This is a genomic window from Mycobacterium riyadhense (assembly GCF_963853645.1).
GTDB lineage: Bacteria > Actinomycetota > Actinomycetes > Mycobacteriales > Mycobacteriaceae > Mycobacterium > Mycobacterium riyadhense.
Window position 1 is genome coordinate 282,982 of sequence record NZ_OY970456.1, and the last position, 18,628, is coordinate 301,609.

The 18,628-nt window shown below is 64.7% G+C and carries 22 protein-coding genes; 12 read left to right on the top strand and 10 right to left on the bottom strand.

What is annotated here, in order from left to right; all coding sequences use genetic code 11:
• Positions 1-56 precede the first annotated feature (56 nt).
• Together ctaD and AADZ78_RS01235 are read right to left on the bottom strand one after the other, a co-directional pair.
• Positions 57-1,769 (bottom strand): cytochrome c oxidase subunit I, encoded by a 1,713-nt coding sequence (gene ctaD / locus AADZ78_RS01230; RefSeq protein WP_085252331.1) that lies wholly within the window; start codon positions 1,767-1,769, stop codon positions 57-59.
• Positions 1,770-1,848: 79 nt separating this feature from the next.
• Positions 1,849-2,946 carry a F420-dependent hydroxymycolic acid dehydrogenase gene (locus tag AADZ78_RS01235; RefSeq protein ID WP_085252330.1) on the bottom strand — a complete coding sequence of 366 codons (1,098 nt, stop codon included), beginning with the start codon at positions 2,944-2,946 and terminating at the stop codon, positions 1,849-1,851.
• A gap of 90 nt (positions 2,947-3,036) precedes the next feature.
• On the opposite strand from AADZ78_RS01235, the gene AADZ78_RS01240 reads away from it, so the two are divergent.
• Entirely contained in the window at positions 3,037-3,642 is a 606-nt protein-coding gene (locus AADZ78_RS01240) for a GNAT family N-acetyltransferase (protein WP_085252329.1), read from the top strand.
• 42 nt (positions 3,643-3,684) lie between these two features.
• A complete protein-coding gene (locus AADZ78_RS01245; protein ID WP_085252328.1) occupies positions 3,685-4,005 on the top strand; it encodes a hypothetical protein in 321 nt (106 codons plus the stop codon).
• Positions 4,006-4,042: 37 nt separating this feature from the next.
• Here the strand turns inward: AADZ78_RS01245 and AADZ78_RS01250 are convergent, their stop codons facing one another.
• Both AADZ78_RS01250 and AADZ78_RS01255 read right to left on the bottom strand, forming a co-directional pair.
• Positions 4,043-4,213: a hypothetical protein gene (locus AADZ78_RS01250; protein ID WP_169726376.1), complete on the bottom strand. Its 171-nt coding sequence runs from the start codon at positions 4,211-4,213 to the stop codon at positions 4,043-4,045.
• 349 nt (positions 4,214-4,562) lie between these two features.
• Positions 4,563-5,237, bottom strand: a complete 675-nt coding sequence (locus AADZ78_RS01255) for a TetR family transcriptional regulator (RefSeq protein ID WP_085252327.1) — start codon at positions 5,235-5,237, stop codon at positions 4,563-4,565.
• A 70-nt stretch (positions 5,238-5,307) separates the two neighbouring features.
• On the opposite strand from AADZ78_RS01255, the gene AADZ78_RS01260 reads away from it, so the two are divergent.
• Together AADZ78_RS01260 and AADZ78_RS01265 are read left to right on the top strand one after the other, a co-directional pair.
• Complete coding sequence (locus AADZ78_RS01260) at positions 5,308-6,369, top strand: flavin reductase family protein (protein ID WP_085252326.1); 1,062 nt, start codon at positions 5,308-5,310, stop codon at positions 6,367-6,369.
• Between the two features lie 81 nt (positions 6,370-6,450).
• Positions 6,451-7,587 (top strand): fatty acid desaturase family protein, encoded by a 1,137-nt coding sequence (locus AADZ78_RS01265; RefSeq protein WP_085252325.1) that lies wholly within the window; start codon positions 6,451-6,453, stop codon positions 7,585-7,587.
• On the opposite strand, the gene AADZ78_RS01270 is transcribed toward AADZ78_RS01265, so the two are convergent.
• Positions 7,514-8,626 (bottom strand): DUF1214 domain-containing protein, encoded by a 1,113-nt coding sequence (locus tag AADZ78_RS01270; protein WP_085252324.1) that lies wholly within the window; start codon positions 8,624-8,626, stop codon positions 7,514-7,516. The genes AADZ78_RS01265 and AADZ78_RS01270 overlap by 74 nt on opposite strands.
• On the bottom strand, positions 8,623-9,198 hold the full coding sequence (locus tag AADZ78_RS01275) for a TetR/AcrR family transcriptional regulator (RefSeq protein WP_085252323.1): 576 nt from the start codon (positions 9,196-9,198) through the stop codon (positions 8,623-8,625). The genes AADZ78_RS01270 and AADZ78_RS01275 overlap by 4 nt, the downstream gene beginning before the upstream one ends.
• 97 nt (positions 9,199-9,295) lie before the next feature.
• Between AADZ78_RS01275 and AADZ78_RS01280 the strand changes: the two genes are divergently transcribed.
• On the top strand, positions 9,296-10,468 hold the full coding sequence (locus tag AADZ78_RS01280) for a sulfotransferase family protein (RefSeq protein ID WP_139828940.1): 1,173 nt from the start codon (positions 9,296-9,298) through the stop codon (positions 10,466-10,468).
• A gap of 10 nt (positions 10,469-10,478) precedes the next feature.
• A complete protein-coding gene (locus AADZ78_RS01285; protein WP_085252321.1) occupies positions 10,479-11,369 on the top strand; it encodes an alpha/beta fold hydrolase in 891 nt (296 codons plus the stop codon).
• Between the two features lie 106 nt (positions 11,370-11,475).
• Here AADZ78_RS01285 and AADZ78_RS01290 read toward each other — a convergent pair whose 3' ends face one another.
• The gene (locus tag AADZ78_RS01290; protein WP_085252320.1) at positions 11,476-11,688 is read right to left on the bottom strand and encodes a TOBE domain-containing protein; all 213 of its coding nucleotides are present in this window, start codon (positions 11,686-11,688) and stop codon (positions 11,476-11,478) included.
• Positions 11,689-11,728: 40 nt separating this feature from the next.
• The gene (locus AADZ78_RS01295; protein ID WP_085252319.1) at positions 11,729-12,334 is read right to left on the bottom strand and encodes a TetR/AcrR family transcriptional regulator; all 606 of its coding nucleotides are present in this window, start codon (positions 12,332-12,334) and stop codon (positions 11,729-11,731) included.
• Positions 12,335-12,447: 113 nt separating this feature from the next.
• Here AADZ78_RS01295 and AADZ78_RS01300 point away from each other — a divergent pair, with 113 nt between their 5' ends.
• Positions 12,448-13,776: a cytochrome P450 gene (locus AADZ78_RS01300; RefSeq protein ID WP_085252318.1), complete on the top strand. Its 1,329-nt coding sequence runs from the start codon at positions 12,448-12,450 to the stop codon at positions 13,774-13,776.
• An 87-nt stretch (positions 13,777-13,863) separates the two neighbouring features.
• On the opposite strand, the gene msrA is transcribed toward AADZ78_RS01300, so the two are convergent.
• The gene (gene msrA / locus AADZ78_RS01305) at positions 13,864-14,379 is read right to left on the bottom strand and encodes a peptide-methionine (S)-S-oxide reductase MsrA (RefSeq protein WP_085252317.1); all 516 of its coding nucleotides are present in this window, start codon (positions 14,377-14,379) and stop codon (positions 13,864-13,866) included.
• A gap of 39 nt (positions 14,380-14,418) precedes the next feature.
• Here msrA and AADZ78_RS01310 point away from each other — a divergent pair, with 39 nt between their 5' ends.
• From AADZ78_RS01310 to AADZ78_RS01325, 4 genes are read left to right on the top strand one after another with little or no spacing between them, the layout of a single operon-like run.
• Positions 14,419-14,925 carry a nuclear transport factor 2 family protein gene (locus tag AADZ78_RS01310; protein ID WP_085252316.1) on the top strand — a complete coding sequence of 169 codons (507 nt, stop codon included), beginning with the start codon at positions 14,419-14,421 and terminating at the stop codon, positions 14,923-14,925.
• Complete coding sequence (locus AADZ78_RS01315; RefSeq protein ID WP_085252315.1) at positions 14,922-15,944, top strand: NAD-dependent epimerase/dehydratase family protein; 1,023 nt, start codon at positions 14,922-14,924, stop codon at positions 15,942-15,944. Before AADZ78_RS01310 ends, AADZ78_RS01315 begins: the two co-directional genes overlap by 4 nt.
• A 52-nt stretch (positions 15,945-15,996) precedes the next feature.
• Entirely contained in the window at positions 15,997-16,782 is a 786-nt protein-coding gene (locus tag AADZ78_RS01320) for a class I SAM-dependent methyltransferase (protein ID WP_085252361.1), read from the top strand.
• 25 nt (positions 16,783-16,807) lie between these two features.
• Positions 16,808-17,185 carry a DUF427 domain-containing protein gene (locus AADZ78_RS01325; RefSeq protein WP_085252314.1) on the top strand — a complete coding sequence of 126 codons (378 nt, stop codon included), beginning with the start codon at positions 16,808-16,810 and terminating at the stop codon, positions 17,183-17,185.
• On the opposite strand, the gene AADZ78_RS01330 is transcribed toward AADZ78_RS01325, so the two are convergent.
• The gene (locus AADZ78_RS01330; RefSeq protein WP_085252360.1) at positions 17,169-17,579 is read right to left on the bottom strand and encodes a nuclear transport factor 2 family protein; all 411 of its coding nucleotides are present in this window, start codon (positions 17,577-17,579) and stop codon (positions 17,169-17,171) included. The genes AADZ78_RS01325 and AADZ78_RS01330 overlap by 17 nt on opposite strands.
• 70 nt (positions 17,580-17,649) lie before the next feature.
• Between AADZ78_RS01330 and AADZ78_RS01335 the strand changes: the two genes are divergently transcribed.
• Positions 17,650-18,561 carry a DNA-3-methyladenine glycosylase family protein gene (locus AADZ78_RS01335; RefSeq protein WP_085252313.1) on the top strand — a complete coding sequence of 304 codons (912 nt, stop codon included), beginning with the start codon at positions 17,650-17,652 and terminating at the stop codon, positions 18,559-18,561.
• The last annotated feature ends 67 nt before the right edge of the window (positions 18,562-18,628 follow it).

The following is an 18,628-nucleotide window of genomic DNA, read 5'->3' on the forward strand; positions in this document are numbered from 1 at the left end:
CAATCTCCCTTCCGTAACGATCGTCGAGACATCCCGTTGTTGAGACATCCTTGGTGCTACCCATCGGCGTGGCGCTCAAACGAGGCGCGTACCTGGGATTCGCTGCGCAAGCGTTCCACCATGTGCGGATAGTGCATTTCAAACGCCGGGCGCTGTGAGCGGATGCGGGGCAATTCGGTGAAGTTGTGCCGCGGCGGCGGGCAGCTGGTGGCCCATTCCAACGAGTTGCCATAACCCCATGGATCGTCGACGGTCACCGGTTCGCCGTAGCGATAGCTGCGAAAGACGTTCCAGATAAAGGGAACCATCGACACGCCCAGGATGAACGCGCCCAGAGTCGAGACGACGTTGAGTGGCCCGAAGTCGTCGGTGGGCAGGTAGTCGGCATAGCGGCGGGGCATGCCCATGTCGCCGAGCCAGTGTTGCACCAGAAAGGTTGTGTGAAAGCCGATGAGCGTCAACCAGAAATGCAGCTTGCCCAGCCGCTCGTCAAGGAGTCGCCCGGTCATCTTGGGGAACCAGAAATAGATGCCGGCGAAGGTGGAGAACACGATCGTGCCGAACAGCACGTAGTGGAAGTGGGCGACGACGAAGTAGGTGTCGGTGATGTGGAAATCCAGCGGCGGGCTGGCCAGCAACACCCCGGACAGGCCACCGAGCAGAAACGTCACCAGGAACCCGACCGAGAACAGCATCGGTGTTTCGAAGGTCAGTTGGCCCTTCCACATGGTGCCGATCCAGTTGAAGAATTTGATCCCCGTCGGCACCGCGATCAGATAGGTCATGAAGGAGAAGAAAGGCAACAGCACCGCGCCCGTGGCGAACATGTGGTGCGCCCAGACTGCGGCCGAGAGAAAGACGATGGCCCATGTTGCGTAAACGAGCGTCGTGTAGCCGAAGATCGGCTTGCGAGAAAACACCGGGATGATTTCGGTAACGATGCCAAAGAACGGCAGCGCGACGATGTACACCTCGGGGTGACCGAAGAACCAGAACACGTGTTGCCACAGGATCGGCCCGCCGTTGGCCGGGTCGTAGATGTGCGCGCCGAGGTGACGATCGGCGGCCAAGCCGAACAACGCCGCGGTCAGGATGGGGAACGCGATGAAGATCAGGACGCTGGTTCCCAAGATGTTCCAGGTGAAGATCGGCAGCCGGAACATCGTCATACCGGGTGCGCGCATGCAGACGATCGTGGTGACCATGTTGACCGCGCCCAGAATGGTTCCCAATCCGGACACGATCAGGCCGACGATCCACAAGTCGCCGCCCGCACCCGGCGAGTGGATGGCGTCGGACAGCGGCGTGTAGGCCGTCCAGCCGAAGTCTGCGGCGCCGCCCGGGGTGGTGAAGCCCGCCAAGACGATGAGTCCGCCGAACAGAAACAGCCAGTAGGAAAGCGCGTTGAGCCGTGGGAACGCGACGTCCGGCGACCCGATCTGCAGCGGCAGAACCACATTGGCGAAGCCGAAAACGATCGGCGTCGCATACAGCAACAGCATGATCGTGCCGTGGATGGTGAACAGCTGGTTGTACTGCTCGTTGGACACGAACTGCAACCCGGGGGCGGCCAACTCGGCGCGCATCAGCAACGCCATCAGGCCCGCGGTCAGGAAGAAGCCGAATGCGGTGACAATGTAGAGCTGCCCGATCAACTTGTGGTCGGTCGTCGTGACGACATTGAGCAGCGCGCCGCCGAGTGATTGGCGGCGCGGCGGGAAGGGCCGGCGCGCTACCGGAGGTCGCACCAGGGCGGCTTCGGAGACCATTCCCCTCGCTCACAGTCTGGATTGCCCGTATTCGGGCCGTGGGTACCCGCGAATGACGAGCTGAAACCCGGTCGAGGGCTCAGCGCAGCTTGGGCAACACGTTGCTGCGGTAGAAGTCGATCGCGGTCACTGGGTCGTCCTGGGGAAAGTGCACGAATGGGATGGCGCCGGCGTCGAGAACCGTTTGCAGCGCACCGATGTGGGTTGCGGGATCGCTGCCGACCGTCCAGTTGGCTAGCACCTTATCGATCGGATTTGCCGCGGCGGCCCGCTGTATCTCGACCGGATTGGGCTGGTCGACCGCGCCGGCGGTAAATCGCCACAACGTGGCGGCACGGGTGGCTACGTCGGTGTCGCCGACGACGGCGAACAGCTCCGCGCGTTTGCTCATGCTGGCGGGATCGCGTCCGGCCGCCCGCGCGCCCGCGGTGAATGCGCCGAGCAGCTTTGCGTCCTTGATGTCGTGGGCTTGGGCGATCCACCCGTCGCCGTAGCGGCCCGCCAGCGTGGCGCTTTTGGGGCCGCTGGCGGCGACGAAGATCGGCGGCGGCGTCGGGGGCACGTCGTAAAGCCTCAGCGCATTCGTCTGAAAGTATCGACCCGTGAACGAGATTCGCTCGCCGCTCCACAGCTGGCGGATCAGTCCGATGGCCTCGACCAGTCGGTCGTGGCGCTCCGTGTAGGTGCCGAAGACGTTGGTGGCGGCCTGCTCGTTGAGCCGCTCTCCGGTGCCCAGCCCCAGAAACACCCGCCCGGGACTCAGAATCGCCAGGGAAGCGAATGCCTGGGCGACCGTGGCGGGGTGATAGCGGTAACTGGGACAGGTCACCCCGGTGCCGAACGAGATGCGGCTGGTGCGCTGACCCACGAGGGCCAGGGTCAGCCAGGGAAACATCGAGTGGCCCTGGTTGTCCTGCCATGGCTGCAGGTGGTCGCTGGCCCACACGTACTGAAAGCCGGCTTGTTCGGCGGCCTGAGCCTGGGCGACCAGCTGGTCGGTGCGAAATTGCTCATGCGCCAACACGAACCCCACACCTTTGCCTGACGGCGGCGCAAGACCGGAGGGCGCGCCCCGATCGGCGCCGCGTGTGTGGCAGGCGGCGACTAGCGCGCCGGCGCTGAGCACGCCAGCCCCGGCGGCCATCCGCCCGAATACCCGTCTCGAAATACCCGTCATCAACTCGGAATACCCGCCAACCCATCCACCACACTCTTGGGCTCGGGGGCGCTCGTGCGGGCCACCGGGTAACCCACTAGCCTGATTTGGGTGACCCCGCAGGCCCGCCCGGCGCTCAGAGCCGATGTCCGCGAACTGTCGCGGACCATGGCCCGCGCCTTTTACGACGATCCGGTGATGATCTGGCTGTTCCCCGACGCCACGGCCCGAACCACGCAGCTGCGTCGGTTGTTCGCCACGATGACCCGCCACCACCATCTGTCCCGCGGCGGCGTTGAGGTGGCTTGCGACGGACCGGGCATCGGCGCGGCCGCACTGTGGGATCCGCCGAATCACTGGCGGGAGACACGCCTTGGGGAGTTGGCGATGACGCCGACGCTGCTGTGGGTGTTCGGCTCGCGGATGACGCTTGGACGTGCCGTACAGGAAGTGATGCGGCGTGCGCACCCCGAAGAACCACACTGGTATCTGGCCACCATCGGTAGCGACCCGACCGTCCGCGGCCAAGGCTTTGGACAGGTGCTGCTGCGGTCACGACTAGAGCGCTGCGATGCCGAGCACTGTCCGGCGTATCTGGAGTCGAGCAAGCCTGAAAACGTGCCCTACTACGAGCGTTTCGGTTTCACCGTCACGGGTGAGATCGTGCTGCCCGACGGCGGCCCCCCGATGTGGCCGATGTGGCGGGAACCGCGGTAACGAGCCTCGCCGCGGTTTAGTGGCAGCATCCTCGGGCACCCAATGCAGATGCAAGGCGGCCCCGATAACTCCCTGAAACCGAGTGAGTCCACCAATTCCGATGAGCTTCGCAACGACGACGGCGACACCGTCGTCGACCCACCCGAGGACTGGAGCGAAGCCGACCGGCACGGAATGACGGCGAGCGAAGAGCGAGAGGGCGAATCCCTCGACGACAGACTTGCCGCCGAGGAACCGGACTTTAACGAGGGCGCGGCACGCGACGAGGGGGACCAGGGGGGCCCCGGCCGCGCGCATCGAGGACAGGTCGGCGGCGCCCCAGAGGACGGCGAATCGCTGTACGAGGTGGTCGATGATGAGTAATCCGAAGCGGCGGTGCTAGCGGCGCGCCGCTTAGCGATCAAGCGGGGTTGTCGAGGCGAAAGCCTTCGGGAATCCCGCTACGCGAACCGTCATCGACGTCGTCGATCTCGGCGTTCGAGCCGAATGCGTTCGCGGCGCGCAACGCTGCCAACACTTGCGCTTCGCCACGCAGACCTTCGCGAACGACTCGAATAATCTTTGTCAACATCGGAATTCGCTCCAGTCAACATTCCGGCAACAGCGTCGTCCAGATGGACAACGGCCGCCGAGCGAACCCCTTTCCTGTATGAGAATGGCCGAAGCGAACCGGCTCGCCGCATCCTGCATGTTCACTCCAATCGCCAGCGGCTATCGATATTCGGGTACCCGCGATGGAACGCCGGAAACCACTCGCTGACCCACAAGCGTTTGGCTGCCTAGGAATCGGGCGAAACGCAACGGAATGTTTCAGCCCCGCGGCCTCTTTGCGGCAGCAAGGCCCGTGCGCGTATCCGCCGAACGGAGCCCGGCTACGGCGGCCGCCCGCTCGTGGTCGACAAGGTTCAGTTATCGCGTGATCATGGATTGCTTTTCCAGCCGGCGACACCGATGGCGATCATTCGAAGCTGCTTGACGGCAATACGCCGGATCTCTTCCAGCGCCTCGGCGCTCTGCGCGTCCTCGATGGCCTCGGCAATGACGATCATGGCGTTGACGAACAAAGTCGCCAGCACGTTGAGATCTTCGGTGCTCCAAGCGTTCAGTCCTGGGAAGCGCGCCAGATCGGTGGCCAGCTCGGAGGTGATCAACCGGATCTCGGTGCGGATGGCATAGCGCAACACGGTGAGTCCGCTGGACCGCTCGCGGCCGATCAGGCGCCAATGCTCGCGTCGTTCGGCGACGCTGGCGATCAGGATCTCGACGGACGACTCGATCACCCGATTCGGGTCGAGTTTCCCAGCGCGCGCGCCACGCAGCGTATCGCGCAGGGTGCGGAAAGACTCGTCGATCAGGACCAGGCCGAGGGCCTCCATTGACTCGAAGTGACGGTAGAAGGCCGCGGGCACGATTCCGGCCTCCCGAGTCACCTCGCGCAGGCTCAGGCCGCTGAAGCTGCGGTCGTTGAGCAGCTTCAGCGCGGCGGCGATGATCGCGCGCCGGGTGGCTTCTTTGCGCTCCTCCCGCGAGGGGCTGCCGCGGGTATGGTCGCGCCCTGATCGGTGCGGACGTGAGCTAGGAGTACGGTCGTTCACCGTGTGAACCCTACCACAGAGCTGGTGAAACTCCTTGACGACCTGGGATGTCGCGCAGCACTGTGTACATATGTTCACTCAAAGTTTGAAGCAGCGCGTCCTGGGTTCCAACCTGGTCGACTTGCTTACCGGGCCCCACGGCGTGGATCGCTATACCGAGCTGGTGGTGCCCACCTGGACGCTGGGTGAGGGCCGGGCCAGGGTCGTCGACGCGCGACGAACCACTCCGCGCAGCGTCACCCTCACCCTGGCTCCCAACGACGCATTCACCGCCGCCCACAGCGTCAAGGCCGGGCAGTACGTCAACCTGACGGTCGAGATCGACGGTCGTCGGCACACTCGGTGCTACTCACCGGCCAACACCGAAGGCAGCACCCACATTGAGCTGACGATCGGTCACCACGAAGACGGGCTGGTCTCGAACTACCTGTATGAGCGGGCCCGTCGTGGCATGGTGGTCGGCCTGGGCGGGGTCGGCGGCGACTTCGTGTTGCCCTCGCAGCGGCCGCGTCGGATCCTGTTCGTCTCCGGCGGCAGCGGGATCACGCCCGTCATGGCGATGCTGCGCACCCTGCTTGCCGAGCGCCATACCGGTGAGATTGCGTTCGTGCACTATGCGCGCTCTGCCGCCGAGGCGTGCTACCGCGACGAGCTGGCCTCGATGCGCAGCGTGCGGGTGCTGCACGGCTACACCCGATCCGATGACGGTGACCTTGTCGGCCGCTTCGGTGCCGAACACCTGGCCGCGGCCATGCCGGCGCCGGATGCGGTGTTCGTCTGCGGGCCAACAACTTTGGTCGAGGCGGTGCGGGAGCGCTGCGCCAACGTGTACACCGAGAGCTTCGTGCCCTCGGTGCTCGAGGCGCCGGCCAATCCGTCAGGCGGCCGAGTCACGTTCGCCGACAGCGGGATTGACATCGTCGACGACGGCCGCTCGCTGCTGGAGCAGGCCGAATCGGCCGGCCTGAAGCCGGAGAACGGATGCCGAATGGGCATCTGTCACACCTGCACACGGCGAAAGACCGCCGGCACCGTGCGCAACCTGATCACCGGCGCCGTATCGACCGGACCCGACGAGGACGTGCAGATCTGCGTGTCCGTCCCCGTCGGCGATGTCGATCTATCCCTCTAAACCCAAACGCGACTGTGAATCTGGCGACGGCCGCACGGCGTGTCGCGTCGCGATATTCACAGTCGCGGCGAAAGGAAAGTCATGACAAAGATCACCCTGACCCCCGAACAGGCCGACGCGTTCGGCCGCGAACTCGACGCCATCAAGGAACGCGTGATGGCCGACCTCGGCGAAGAAGATGCCGATTACATCCGCCGCGTCATCAAGGCCCAGCGGGCCTTAGAAGTCGGCGGGCGCGTGCTGCTGTTCCTGCCGCCGGCTTGGCTGTTGGGCACCGCGATGCTAGGCGTCGCGAAGATTCTGGACAACATGGAGATCGGCCACAACGTCATGCACGGCCAATACGACTGGATGCGTGACCCCGCGATCTCCGGGCGTACCTTCGAGTGGGACACCGCCTGCCCGGCCGACCAGTGGCGGCACTCGCACAACTACATGCACCACACGCACACCAACATCGTGGGGATGGACCGCGACATCGGCTACGGCATCCTGCGGATGAGCGAAGACCAGCGCTGGCAGCCGTACTACCTGGGCAACCCGGTCTACGCCTTCCTGTTGATGGTGCTGTTCCAATACGGGGTTGCGCTGCACGAGCTGGAAAGCGAGCGCATCCGCTCCGGCGAGATCAGCTTGGCCGACAAGCGCGATACATTAAAGGCCATCTGGCGCAAGACCCGCCGGCAGACGCTGAAGGATTACGTCGCCTTCCCGCTGCTGGCCGGGCCGTTCGCCCCATTCGTGTTCGCCGGCAACCTGACGGCCAACCTGATGCGCAACGTCTGGTCGTACATGATCATCTTCTGCGGCCACTTCCCCGACGGCACCCAGGAATTCACCGTCGACGAGACCAAGGACGAGTCCCGCGGCCAGTGGTACTTCCGCCAGGTCCTCGGCTCGGCGAATCTGACCGGCGGCAAGCTCTTTCACCTGTTGTCGGGCAACCTCTCGCACCAGATCGAGCACCACCTGTTCCCGGACATGCCGGCCCGCAGGTATGCCGAGATCGCCCCCGAGGTGGAACAGATCTGCGAACGCTACGGCATCCCGTACAACAAAGGGCCGCTGTTGCGGCAGTTCGGCACCGTCGTCCGCAAGATCGTCAAGCTGACCCTTCCGGAGTCGCGTTCACTGCCGCGACGCGCTAGTGCACGTTCGTCGGCGCTTCCGATACCTTCACGAGTTTCACCTCGGGCCGCGTCGGCACTCGGTCGGTGAGAAACCATCGGAACGCGAGGTTGCCACGTGGATAGCCCAGCGCCGTAAGCGAATTGGGGTGGGCCGTCGTCCCGCGCGACAGGACGACCGTCACGGAGCCGTCACTGTTGAGCACCGCGCTATGGCCATTGACGGAACACCGGGCATCGGGTCCCTCCACGGCGCCGTAGGTGGCCATGAACTGATTCCAAACCACCAGATTCCAGAACCTGCACGACGGCGGTCGGTGCGTGATGACCAGCGCTTCGTCGTCGTCCAGCACGAAGCTGCCGTAGGAGTAGCAGGCGTCGCGTGCCGACCAGCCGAAGTTGGCGTCGGGCACTTGGTAGGGAACGGCGAATTGGTTTGCGGCGTGCACGGTTTCGTGCCCTAGCGTGTGCTTGTTGTCGACCCGGGTTCCGACGGCCAGCGGCAATATGGCGAACATGGTGCGCATCCAGGCGGCGGTCGCCCGCAGACGTGCCGCGGTCTCCGCGTCGCCGTGTCGTATCGGCTCCGGTTCGTCGAGCGCCTCGATGTGCCAGGTAACCGGGCGGCCGGTCAGGGGATCGGCTTGGTAGTCACGGGTCATCAGCACGGCCGCGTCGGGTGTGGCAGGGAATTCGAAGCTGAAGTTGCCGTCGGCGTCGACGTCAAGATCGGTGTCGCGGACGATTGAAACGATCCGGTCCGACCATGCGCCGGGCGATGGTTCGTTGTAGGCAGTCACCGAGAAATACACGCTGTCGCCTTTATTGCCACTGATGCGGTAACGGCGCTGGGGATCGACCGAACAGATGAAGTAATAGGCGTCGGTGTTGTCACCGCCCCACCGGCGGTCGCGACGAAACGGCGTGTTGACCGCCACGAACTGTGGCCGACCCGGTTCGGCGAACAGGTACGTGTCGAAGGCCACGCCCAGGGTGGTGGCCAGCATCCGGTAGCCGTCGGCAATGTGCCGGTCGTCGGTCACCGCGCGATCGCCTTCGGTGAACGAGCGGTCAAGGGCACCAAGGGTTTCCAGCAGCTCCTGCCAAGCGGCAGTCGATTCGTGCGTCATGCGCCAATTCCTTTCAGGAGCAATGTGGTTGTGCGATCGACCCAGGCGTCATCGAGTTCGGTGGCGCGGGTGAGCAGGGCAATTAAGGTGAGTCCGGCAATCCCTTCGGCCAGTTCGGTGGCGGTCACGTCGGATCGGACCGCACCCGATGCCGCGGCCTGCTGCAGCCACTCGGCGAGGCCACCGGCAAAGATGCCTGCGAACCGCTGCAAGAGCGCCGAATGCAGGGTCGGATCTGCCGCCATCTCGCCGACCAGCCCGGGCAGGGCCGTCCTGGCGGCCGGGGTGGTCAGGAAGGCCATTGTGCGGCGGACCATCTCGCGCAGGTCCTCGCGCAGCGATCCGGTGGCGGGGATCTCGGTTGCGGCTCCGATCGGGAACACCGCCTCGTGCACGACGTGCGCTTTGCTGGGCCAGCGCCGGTAAATCGCGGGCTTGCTGGTCCCGGCTCGCTCGGCAATGGCCGCGACCGAAAGGCCCGGATAACCGGTTTCGGCGAGCAGCTCAACCGTCGCGCGAAGCACCGCACCGTCGATCCGTGGGTCACGAGGTCTGCCAAATTCGACTACCATTACGTAACTCAACGTAACATAAGTCACCGTGACCCAAGTCCGCCTGGACGACCTCGCTCAGCCCCGATTCAGCGCCGAGGCCCGGCAGATCCTCGACATGATGGCCGCGCTGGCTCCCGAGTGCCCGTTGGATGCCGCGGCGTTGCATGCCAGGGCCAGCGCCGACACCGGCCTGCACGATTTCGGTCCGGCAGACTACCGAGAGCGACTCGAGGTCTACCTCGCCGCCCTACGTGACATCGACGGGTTACACGACGCCGGCGCGGTCAACTTCTTTGCGCAACTGTTGCAGTTGCTCAAGAACCGGCTGCTGTTGACCGAACTGCTGCGCCGCCATCCCGAGATCGACGACATCGAACTGCGCTCGCCGGTGGTGATCGCCGGGCTACCCCGCACCGGCACCACCCATCTGCACAATTTGCTGGCGGCGGCGCCCACCTTCCGCACCATGCCGTACTGGGAAAGCATCGAGCCGTTTCCGTTGCCGTCTGAAGCCGGCCGGAGCGCGGTTGAGCCGGATCCGCGGCGGACGCGGACGGACGTCGCGGTTGGCGTGATCGACACCGTGATGCCGCACTTTCGGCTTATGCACGAGATGACCGCCGATCATGTCCACGAAGAGATCCAGCTGCTGGCCAACGATTTCTCCACAATGCTGCTGGAGACGCTCGCCGACGTGCCGCGCTGGCGCGACTACTACCAAGCCCACGACCAGACGCCCCACTATGAGTACCTGGCCAGGCAACTCAAAGCGATGCAGTTCCTGCGCGGGGGGCGGCGCTGGCTGCTCAAGTCGCCCCAGCACCTCGAGCAGGTACCGGTGCTCGACCGTGTTTTCCCCGACAGCATCGTCGTGTTCACGCACCGGGACCCGGTGCCAGTGGCGCTGTCGATGATCGCGATGATCACCTACTCTGCCCGCATGCACCGCGCACCGGTGCCGGTAGAACGGATCGCCGACTATTGGATCGACCGTCTTGAACGGATGCTCACCACACTCGTCCGCGACCGGGACACCATCGGCTCGGACCGCTCGATCGATGTCCGTTTCGACGACTTCATGGCCAACGAATGTGGTGTTGCCGAGCAGGTGTACGCCCTGGCGGGTGAACCGTTCACCGAAGACGCACGCACGGCGACCGCCGGCTATCTGTCGGGTCACCGGCGCGGCCGACTGGGAAGCGTCGAAACGTCGTGTGCGATGTTCGGGCTCAACGAGGACGACCTGCGTGCCCGGTTCGCGCCTTATGTCGAGCGGTTCTTGGCATAGTCTTCCCAGCATGACCGCTTTGCCCGCGTTAGAAGGCGTCGAGCACAGCTACATCGACGTAGGGGAAGGTGTCACGATCCACGTGGCAGACGCCGGCCCGCCCGATGGTCCCGCGGTGATGCTGGTCCACGGGTTCCCGCAGAACTGGTGGGAGTGGCACGAACTGATCGGTCCGCTGGCCGCCGACGGTTACCGGGTGTTGTGTCCCGACCTGCGCGGCGCGGGTTGGAGTTCGGCGCCCCGCTCGCGTTACCTGAAAAGCGAGATGGCCGAAGATCTGGCCGCGGTTCTGGATCGCTTGGGCGTCGCGACGGTCAAGCTGGTGGCCCATGACTGGGGTGGACCGGTGGCATTCATCATGATGTTGCGTCATCCGGAAAAGGTGACCGGTTTCTTTGGCGTGAACACCGTGGCGCCCTGGGTGAAACGTGACCTCTCGGCGATCCGCAATCTCTGGCGGTTCTGGTACCAGATTCCGATGTCGCTGCCGGTAATCGGTCCGCGGGTGATCAGTGATCCCAAGGCCCGCTACTTCCGAATGCTGGCGTCGTGGGTCGGTGGTGGGTTCTCGGTGCCCGACGACGATGTGCGCATGTACGTCGAATGCCTGCGCCAGCCGGGCCACGCGGAGGCCGGTTCGCGGTGGTATCGCAGCTTTCAGACCACGGAAATGTTGCGCTGGGTGCGCGGCGAGTTTGACGACGCGCGCGTCGAGGTGCCGGTCCGTTGGCTGACCGGCACCAAGGACCCGGTGATCACGCCCGATCTGACCGACGGGTATGCCGACCGCATAAGCGATTTCGAGGTCGAACTGGTCGACGGCGTTGGCCACTGGATCGTCGAGCAGCGACCCGATCTGGTGTTGGATCGGGTACGCGCGTTCCTGCGCATCGAAACCTAGGCACGCTCAGGGCTGGACCCTGGCTTCGGGATCGGCACGTCGTCCGGCACAACATCTTTGGGGCTCGCATAGCAGCGAGCAGTGCGCATCGCGGGCGCCATCGGGACTACTCGACGCCGATCGTCACTTCTGTCGATTTGATGAACACCGTCGCGGGCTGACCGACCGCAAGGCCCAAGCCGACCGCGGCATCTTTGGTGATCGAGGACGTGACCACCTGATCCCCGCCGTCGAGCCGAACCTTGACGATTGCCATCACGCTGCCGAGATCGACCTCAGTGATGATGCCCTTGAGCTGGTTGCGGGTCGAAAGGCGCATAGCAAGGTCCTCCATTGCTCGACGGTTTGGCATTCGAAGCCTAGTAACGCGGGCCGAGCAACGCGATCGACGCGTCCACTGCCGGTTCGACGATGTCGCGCACCGGTCTGCCGTCCTCTACGGCCAGTGCGACTAGCTCGCGTAAACCGCCCACCAGGATCATCGCCAGCGGCGCGGTCAGGGGCGGCAGATTGGCGCGCCGAAAACCCGGGCTGCCGCTCAGGTCGATCAAAAGGCTCGTCAGCAGCTCCAGCCCTTGACGCTGGACGGGGCGCGCGACGTCGCCTATGGACGGAAGCTCGCGAATCCAGCTCAGCGTGATGGCCGGCCGCGACTCGATATTGCCGACGTAGCCCTCCACGGCCTGACGAATCTGGTCGTGCCAATCAGCCTCGGGATCAACCGCCTTCCGGATGTCTTCGGCCATGACCTCGATCTCGACTTGTAGCAGTTCCAGAAAGCACTGCTGCTTGCTGGCGAATTGGTCGTAGAACGTGCGCTTTGACGTGCGCGCGTGGCGGACGATGTCGGCGACCGTGGTGGCGCGGTAGCCGCGTTCACGGATGGAGGCGGTGAGCCCGTCGAGCAGCCGACGCCGAAACGGATCAGGCTCAACCTGAATCGCGTCTCCAGCCAATGCCGTCACGACTGTGCCCCTTTCGGCGAAACGCTTGTCAGGCTTGGTACCACAGAGTACCGTACCGGGAAAGGCCAGCGGTACGCTGCGGTACCAGACCGGACGTTGGGAGTCATACCTCCATGAGCCAAGCAGTCACCGACACGCCAGCGCCGCCGGCGGTCAAGTTGCCTCCCGCGACCCGAATCCCGAAGCTGCTCCAAGGCTTGGTCTTTGCGATGTCACGGCGGGGCATGATGCAACGGGTGGCTCGCCGCTACGGCAATGTCTTCACGTTGAACATCCCAATCTACGGACGGGTAGTGGTGGTCGGTGAACCACAGCTGGCCAAGCAGATTTTCACAACCAGTCCCGACGATCTCGGCAACATCCAACCCAACCTGAGTCGGCTGTTCGGATCGGGCTCCGTCTTCGCCCTGGACGGCGACGATCACCGCCGGCGGAGACGGCTGTTGGCGCCGCCGTTCCACGGCAAGAGCATGAAGAACTACGAGGCCCTCATCGAAGAAGAAACTCTGCGAGAAACCGCCAATTGGCCGGAGGGCCAACCTTTCCCGACGTTGCCGTCGATGAACCACATCACCCTCAACGCCATCCTGCGCGCGATCTTCGGAGCCGACGGCGCCGAACTCGACGAGCTGCGCCGGCTCATCCCGCCGTGGGTCACCCTAGGTTCGCGACTGGCAGCAATGCCGAAACCCCGACGAAACTATGGCCGTTTCGGCCCGTGGGGCCGGCTTGCCGAGTATCGACGCCAGTATGACCTCGTCATCGACAAGCTGATCGACTACGAAAAGTCAGACCCGAACTTCGCCGATCGGACCGACGTGCTCGCGCTGATGCTGCGTAGCACCTACGACGATGGTTCAGTCATGTCCCGCAAGGACATTGGTGACGAGCTACTCACGCTGCTGGCCGCCGGACACGAAACTACCGCGTCCACGCTGGCGTGGGCCTTTGAGCGGTTGACGCGGCACCCCGATGTGCTGGCCGCCTTGGTCGACGAGGCTGATAACGGCGGAGGCGAGCTACGCCAGGCGGCGATCCTGGAGGTCCAGCGGTCCCGCACCGTCATCGATTTTGCGGCTCGGCGCGTGTACCCAGAGGTTTATCAACTCGGTGAGTGGGTCATTCCCCGCGGAGATTCGATCATCGTCAATATCGCGTGGATACACGAAAGGCCCGAGGTGTTCCCGAACCCGGAGCGCTTCGACCCACAGCGGTATATCGGAGGAGGCAAGCCGTCCGCCTTCGCGTGGATCCCCTTCGGCGGCGGCACCCGCCGTTGTGTTGGGGCCGCGTTCGCCAACATGGAAATGGATGTGGTGCTACGAACGGTGTTGCGCCACTTTACTATCGAGACCACTACCGCTCCGGACGAGCAACGGCACTGCCGGGGTGTTGCCTTCACCCCGAAGCACGGCGGTCGGATTGTGGTGAGCCGACGTTGAGCCTGCGGTAATGGCGTCGAACCTGCGCTCAGCGCGGGAGTTGGGGCGAAAAAACCTCGCTCTGAATGCAGGCTCGGTTGCTAATTGCTAATTGCTGGCCCCAGCCCGTCGCGGCAGCTTCCAGCCGGGACGGATGAAGTGGCAGGTATACCCGTTGGGGTAGCGCTGCAAATAGTCCTGGTGTTCGGGCTCGGCCTCCCAGAAATCCCCCGCCGGACTGACTTCCGTCACGACCTTGCCGGGCCACAAGCCTGAGTCCTCGACATCGGCGATGGTATCCAGGGCAATCCGCTTCTGTTCGTCGTCGACGTAGAAGATCGCTGAGCGGTAGCTGGTCCCTCTGTCGTTGCCTTGGCGGTCCTTCGTTGTCGGGTCGTGGATCTGGAAGAAGAATTCCAGCAGCGCGCGGTAGTCGGTGACGGTGGGGTCGTAGAGAATCTCCACCGCCTCGGCGTGGGTGCCGTGATTGCGGTATGTCGCATGGGGGACATCGCCGCCGCTATAGCCGACGCGGGTCGAGACCACACCGGGCTGCCGGCGAATCAGTTCCTGCATTCCCCAGAAGCAGCCGCCGGCCAGAATCGCCCTTTGGTAGTCAGCCATGGGCCCAGGCTACACTCCGCCCGTGAGGTGTAACGGCGCGTGAGCGGCCCGCAATTCTCGCGAAGCGAACTGTCCGCGGCGTTCCAAAGGTTCGAGGACACCGTGGCCCGGGCCGCCGATACCCGCGACTGGGACGCCTGGGTTGAGCACTACACCCCCGATGTCGAGTACGTCGAGCATGCGGCGGGCACCATGCGCGGCCGCGAGCAGGTGCGCGACTGGATTCGGCGAACGATGACGACCTTCCCGGGCAGTCACATGGTGGCGTTTCCGTCACTGTGGTCGGTCATCGACGAACCCACCGGGCGGATCATCATGGAACTGGACAACCCGATGCGCGACCCCGGCGACGGCAGCGTGATCAGCGCGACCAACATCTCGATCATCACCTATGCGGGCGAGGGCCAATGGTGTCGCCAGGAAGACATCTACAACCCGCTGCGCTTCGTGAAGGCGGGCATGAAGTGGTGTCGCACGGCGCAGGCGCTGGGCACCCTTGACGACGACGCGGCGCGTTGGCTGCAGCAGCACGGAGGAACTCAATGAGCGCACCCAAGCTGGTGATCGGCGCCAACGGCTTCCTGGGCTCCCATGTGACGCGCCAGCTCGTTGAGGCCGGCCAAGACGTGCGGGTGATGGTTCGGCCCACCGCCAACACGCGCGCCATCGACGACCTGACCCGATGCTCGCGCTTTCAAGGCGACGTGTTCGACACCGCCACCGTCCGCGAGGCAATGGACGGTTGCGATGACGTGTACTACTGCGTGGTCGACACCCGCGCCTGGTTGCGTGACCCGGCACCACTGTTTCGCACCAACGTGGACGGTCTGCGCAATGTCCTCGACATTGCCAAGCACGCCAACCTACACAGATTCGTATTCACCAGCACCTACGCGACGGTGGGCCGCCGGCGTGGGCACGTGGCCACCGAGGAAGACGTGGTCGACGTCCGCACGGTGACTCCCTACGTCCAATCCCGGGTTCAGGCTGAGGATCTGGTGCTGCGCTACGTCGCGGACCACGGTCTGCCCGCCGTCGCAATGTGCGTCTCTACCACCTACGGCAGCGGCGACTGGGGGCGCACCCCACACGGCGCCTTTATCGCCGGCGCGGTCTTCGGCAAGCTCCCATTTCAGATGAACGGAATCCAACTGGAAGTCGTCGGTGTCGACGATGCCGCCCGGGCCATGATCCTGGCCGCCGAACGGGGACGTAACGGCGAGAAGTACCTCATCTCCGAACGCATGATGCCGTTGAAAGACGTCGTGCGGATTGCGGCCGACGAGGCCGGTATACCACCGCCGCGACGGTCGATCTCGGTACCCGTGCTGTACGCCCTGGGCGCGCTGGGTAGCCTGCGGGCGCGGCTAGCCGGAAAGGACGCCGAACTCAGCCTCCAGTCGGTGCGAATGATGCGCTCCGAGGCCGACATCGACCACAGCAAGGCCGTCCGCGAATTGGGCTGGCAGCCACGCCCGGTAGCGGAATCGATCCGCGAGGCCGCCCGATTCTGGATGGCGATGCGCAAGACCGGCAGAACTAGCATCGTCAGCCGATCCGAATAAGCTCGCGGGAGTGGAACGCGTTCATGTCGACCTCACCGGACCGCCCCAGACCATGCTCGCGACGCTGTACGCCAAGGCGGTCGACGCCGACGCTCCCCGATCGATTCTGCGGGATGCGTACGCGAAGGCCGCCGTGGCGCGCATCGATTACGACTGGGCCGCAACGACTATCACGCCGCGGCGGGCGCCTTCGGTGGCGATCCGCACCGCGCACTTCGACAACTGGACGCGCCAATTCCTGGCAGTACACCACGCAGCGGTGGTGTTGCACGTGGGCTGTGGTTTGGATGCCCGGGTGTATCGGCTCGATCCGCCCACGAGTGTGCGGTGGTACGACATCGACTATCCGGACGTCATCAGGTTGCGTGAGCAGGTATACCCCGGTCGCGACGACTACTGGATGGTTCCGGCATCGGTGACTGACCCGCACTGGTTGGCCGAGATTCCGGCCGACCGTCCCACATTGTTCATCGGGGAGGGCCTGACGATGTATCTGACGAAGGACGACGGGCTGGCGTTGCTTCGTCGTGTGGTGGATCGGTTCGGCTGGGGCGAGCTGCAATTCGACGCGTTCAGCACGTTGGGAATCCGGACGCAGGTGATCAATTCGGTGGTCCGCCGCTCCGGATCGAGGTTGCACTGGGGAATCGACGGTCCCGACGACATCCTCGACGAGGTGCCAGGGGTGCGTCTCCTGGCCTGGCAGTCGGTGTTCGATAGCGACACGTTTGCCCTCGTGTCGCCGTCGCTGCGGTGGCTGGGCCGGGTGATGGCGGCGGTCCCGGCATTGCGGACCATGGCGCAGTACCACCGTTATGCGTTCGGCCGGGAATGTTGACTGCCAACGGGCGTTGCACCAAGACATGAGCCACCGCAAAGTCTTAGAACCCAACGCAGGACACCCAATCACCATCGAGCCCACTGGCGGGCGGGTACAGGTTCGCGTCAACGGCGAACTCGTTGCCGACACGTCCGCGGCCCTGCAATTGCAAGAGGCCACGTTGCCGCCGGTGCAATACATTCCACTAGGCGACGTAGTCCAGGATGTGCTGACTCGCACCGACACCAGCACCTACTGCCCGTTCAAGGGCGAAGCCAGCTACTACAGCGTGACTACTGCGGCCGGCGAGACCGTCGATGACGTGATCTGGACGTACGAACAGCCCTATCCCGCCGTCGCCGCGATCGCAGGGCACGTGGCGTTTTACCCCGACAAGGCTGAGATCAGGGTGACCCGCTAGCGGCACCGGCCTCCGGGTACACCTGTGCCAACGACTGAGTATCGCTGTATTCGCGCAACGACACGATCATTCCGTCGCGGGTATCGAAGATGAAGACGAACGGGCTGTCATATCGGGCGCCGTCGACGGTGAGGCCGTCGCAATACCCCTCCACCACTACCGTTTCGCCTTCGTTGACGCAGCGGCGCAGCTCGATGTTGACCTCGAAGACCTTCTTGCGCCGCTCGACCGCTCGGCGCAGCGTCTGCTTGTCGTAGGCCTGGCGGGTGACGATGCTCCAGTAGGTGAAGTCGTCGCTGAGCAGCGCGAAGCCCTCGTCGAGATCTCCCCCTTCGCACATGCTTTGCATGAACATCCATGCCAGTTCGGCCTGCGGGTCGTCGAACGGCGTCATCACAACCGCCATCCTGGCTCCCGAGGTAGTTTGTGGTCAATTTGATGGACCATCCGGCGGAGTTATCGGGTTGAAGAGCACGCGCACTGTCGCATTCTCCGGGGCGGCCACCTTCGGTCATACATTGGCGCCTTTGCGCCGTGGCCGTGGCGATCCGTGCTTCCGGGTTTCCGGCGACGGCACCATCTGGCGGACCAGCCTGCTGTCCACCGGGCCGGTGACCGCGCGGATCGGCCGGGCGGCATCTGACGCGGCCCACTGCGTGGCGTGGGGCAGTGGTGCCGAGGAGTTCATCGACATGCTGCCCGCAATGCTCGGCGCCGCCGACGATGCCTCGGATTTCATGCCGCAGGATTCGACGGTGGCCGCCGCGCACCGGCGGCTTCCGCATTTGCGCCTGGGCCGCACCGGGCAGGTATTGGAAGCTTTGATCCCGGCGGTCATCGAGCAACGTGTGCCCGGCGCCGACGCCTTTCGGTCGTGGCGAGTGCTGGTGACCAAGTACGGGACACCGGCCCCGGGGCCCGCGCCGGGCGGGATGCGGGTGCCGCCGTCGCCCGAGGTATGGCGACGCATCCCCTCCTGGGAGTTCCACCGGGCCAACGTTGATCCCAGGCGTGCCCAGACGGTGGTGGGTTGCGCGCAACGGGCGGCGTCGTTGGAACGGCTGGTAGCGCTACCGGCGGCGCAGGCACGCGAGGCGCTCACATCGCTGCCCGGAGTGGGAGCTTGGACCGCGGCCGAGACCGTGCAACGTGCCTTCGGCGATGCCGATGCGGTGTCGGTGGGCGACTACCACATTCCGAAGATGATCGGCTGGACTCTGGTGGGCCGTCCGGTCGACGATGCGGGCATGCTCGAGCTGCTAGAACCGATGCGCCCCCATCGCCACCGGGTGGTCCGGTTGCTTGAAGCCAGCGGTCTGGCCTACGAACCGCGGCGCGGCCCTCGGCTGCCGGTGCAGAAGATCCGCTCCCTCTAACCCGGGGAGTGGGTTGGTCCCCTGCCGTGAGGGGGCGTGTCGGTACGGAGACACGCCGAGGATGACG

Excerpts from the sequence above, each read along its gene's own strand:
- ctaD (WP_085252331.1), bottom strand. The coding sequence starts at position 1,769 with ATGGTCTCCGAAGCCGCCCTGGTGCGACCTCCGGTAGCGCGCCGGCCC.
- AADZ78_RS01235 (WP_085252330.1), bottom strand. The coding sequence starts at position 2,946 with ATGACGGGTATTTCGAGACGGGTATTCGGGCGGATGGCCGCCGGGGCT.
- AADZ78_RS01245 (WP_085252328.1), top strand. The coding sequence starts at position 3,685 with ATGCAGATGCAAGGCGGCCCCGATAACTCCCTGAAACCGAGTGAGTCC.
- AADZ78_RS01250 (WP_169726376.1), bottom strand. The coding sequence starts at position 4,213 with ATGTTGACAAAGATTATTCGAGTCGTTCGCGAAGGTCTGCGTGGCGAA.
- AADZ78_RS01260 (WP_085252326.1), top strand. The coding sequence starts at position 5,308 with ATGTTCACTCAAAGTTTGAAGCAGCGCGTCCTGGGTTCCAACCTGGTC.
- AADZ78_RS01265 (WP_085252325.1), top strand. The coding sequence starts at position 6,451 with ATGACAAAGATCACCCTGACCCCCGAACAGGCCGACGCGTTCGGCCGC.
- AADZ78_RS01270 (WP_085252324.1), bottom strand. The coding sequence starts at position 8,626 with ATGACGCACGAATCGACTGCCGCTTGGCAGGAGCTGCTGGAAACCCTT.
- AADZ78_RS01275 (WP_085252323.1), bottom strand. The coding sequence starts at position 9,198 with ATGGTAGTCGAATTTGGCAGACCTCGTGACCCACGGATCGACGGTGCG.
- AADZ78_RS01280 (WP_139828940.1), top strand. The coding sequence starts at position 9,296 with ATGATGGCCGCGCTGGCTCCCGAGTGCCCGTTGGATGCCGCGGCGTTG.
- AADZ78_RS01285 (WP_085252321.1), top strand. The coding sequence starts at position 10,479 with ATGACCGCTTTGCCCGCGTTAGAAGGCGTCGAGCACAGCTACATCGAC.
- AADZ78_RS01290 (WP_085252320.1), bottom strand. The coding sequence starts at position 11,688 with ATGCGCCTTTCGACCCGCAACCAGCTCAAGGGCATCATCACTGAGGTC.
- AADZ78_RS01300 (WP_085252318.1), top strand. The coding sequence starts at position 12,448 with ATGAGCCAAGCAGTCACCGACACGCCAGCGCCGCCGGCGGTCAAGTTG.
- msrA (WP_085252317.1), bottom strand. The coding sequence starts at position 14,379 with ATGGCTGACTACCAAAGGGCGATTCTGGCCGGCGGCTGCTTCTGGGGA.
- AADZ78_RS01315 (WP_085252315.1), top strand. The coding sequence starts at position 14,922 with ATGAGCGCACCCAAGCTGGTGATCGGCGCCAACGGCTTCCTGGGCTCC.
- AADZ78_RS01320 (WP_085252361.1), top strand. The coding sequence starts at position 15,997 with ATGCTCGCGACGCTGTACGCCAAGGCGGTCGACGCCGACGCTCCCCGA.
- AADZ78_RS01325 (WP_085252314.1), top strand. The coding sequence starts at position 16,808 with ATGAGCCACCGCAAAGTCTTAGAACCCAACGCAGGACACCCAATCACC.
- AADZ78_RS01330 (WP_085252360.1), bottom strand. The coding sequence starts at position 17,579 with ATGACGCCGTTCGACGACCCGCAGGCCGAACTGGCATGGATGTTCATG.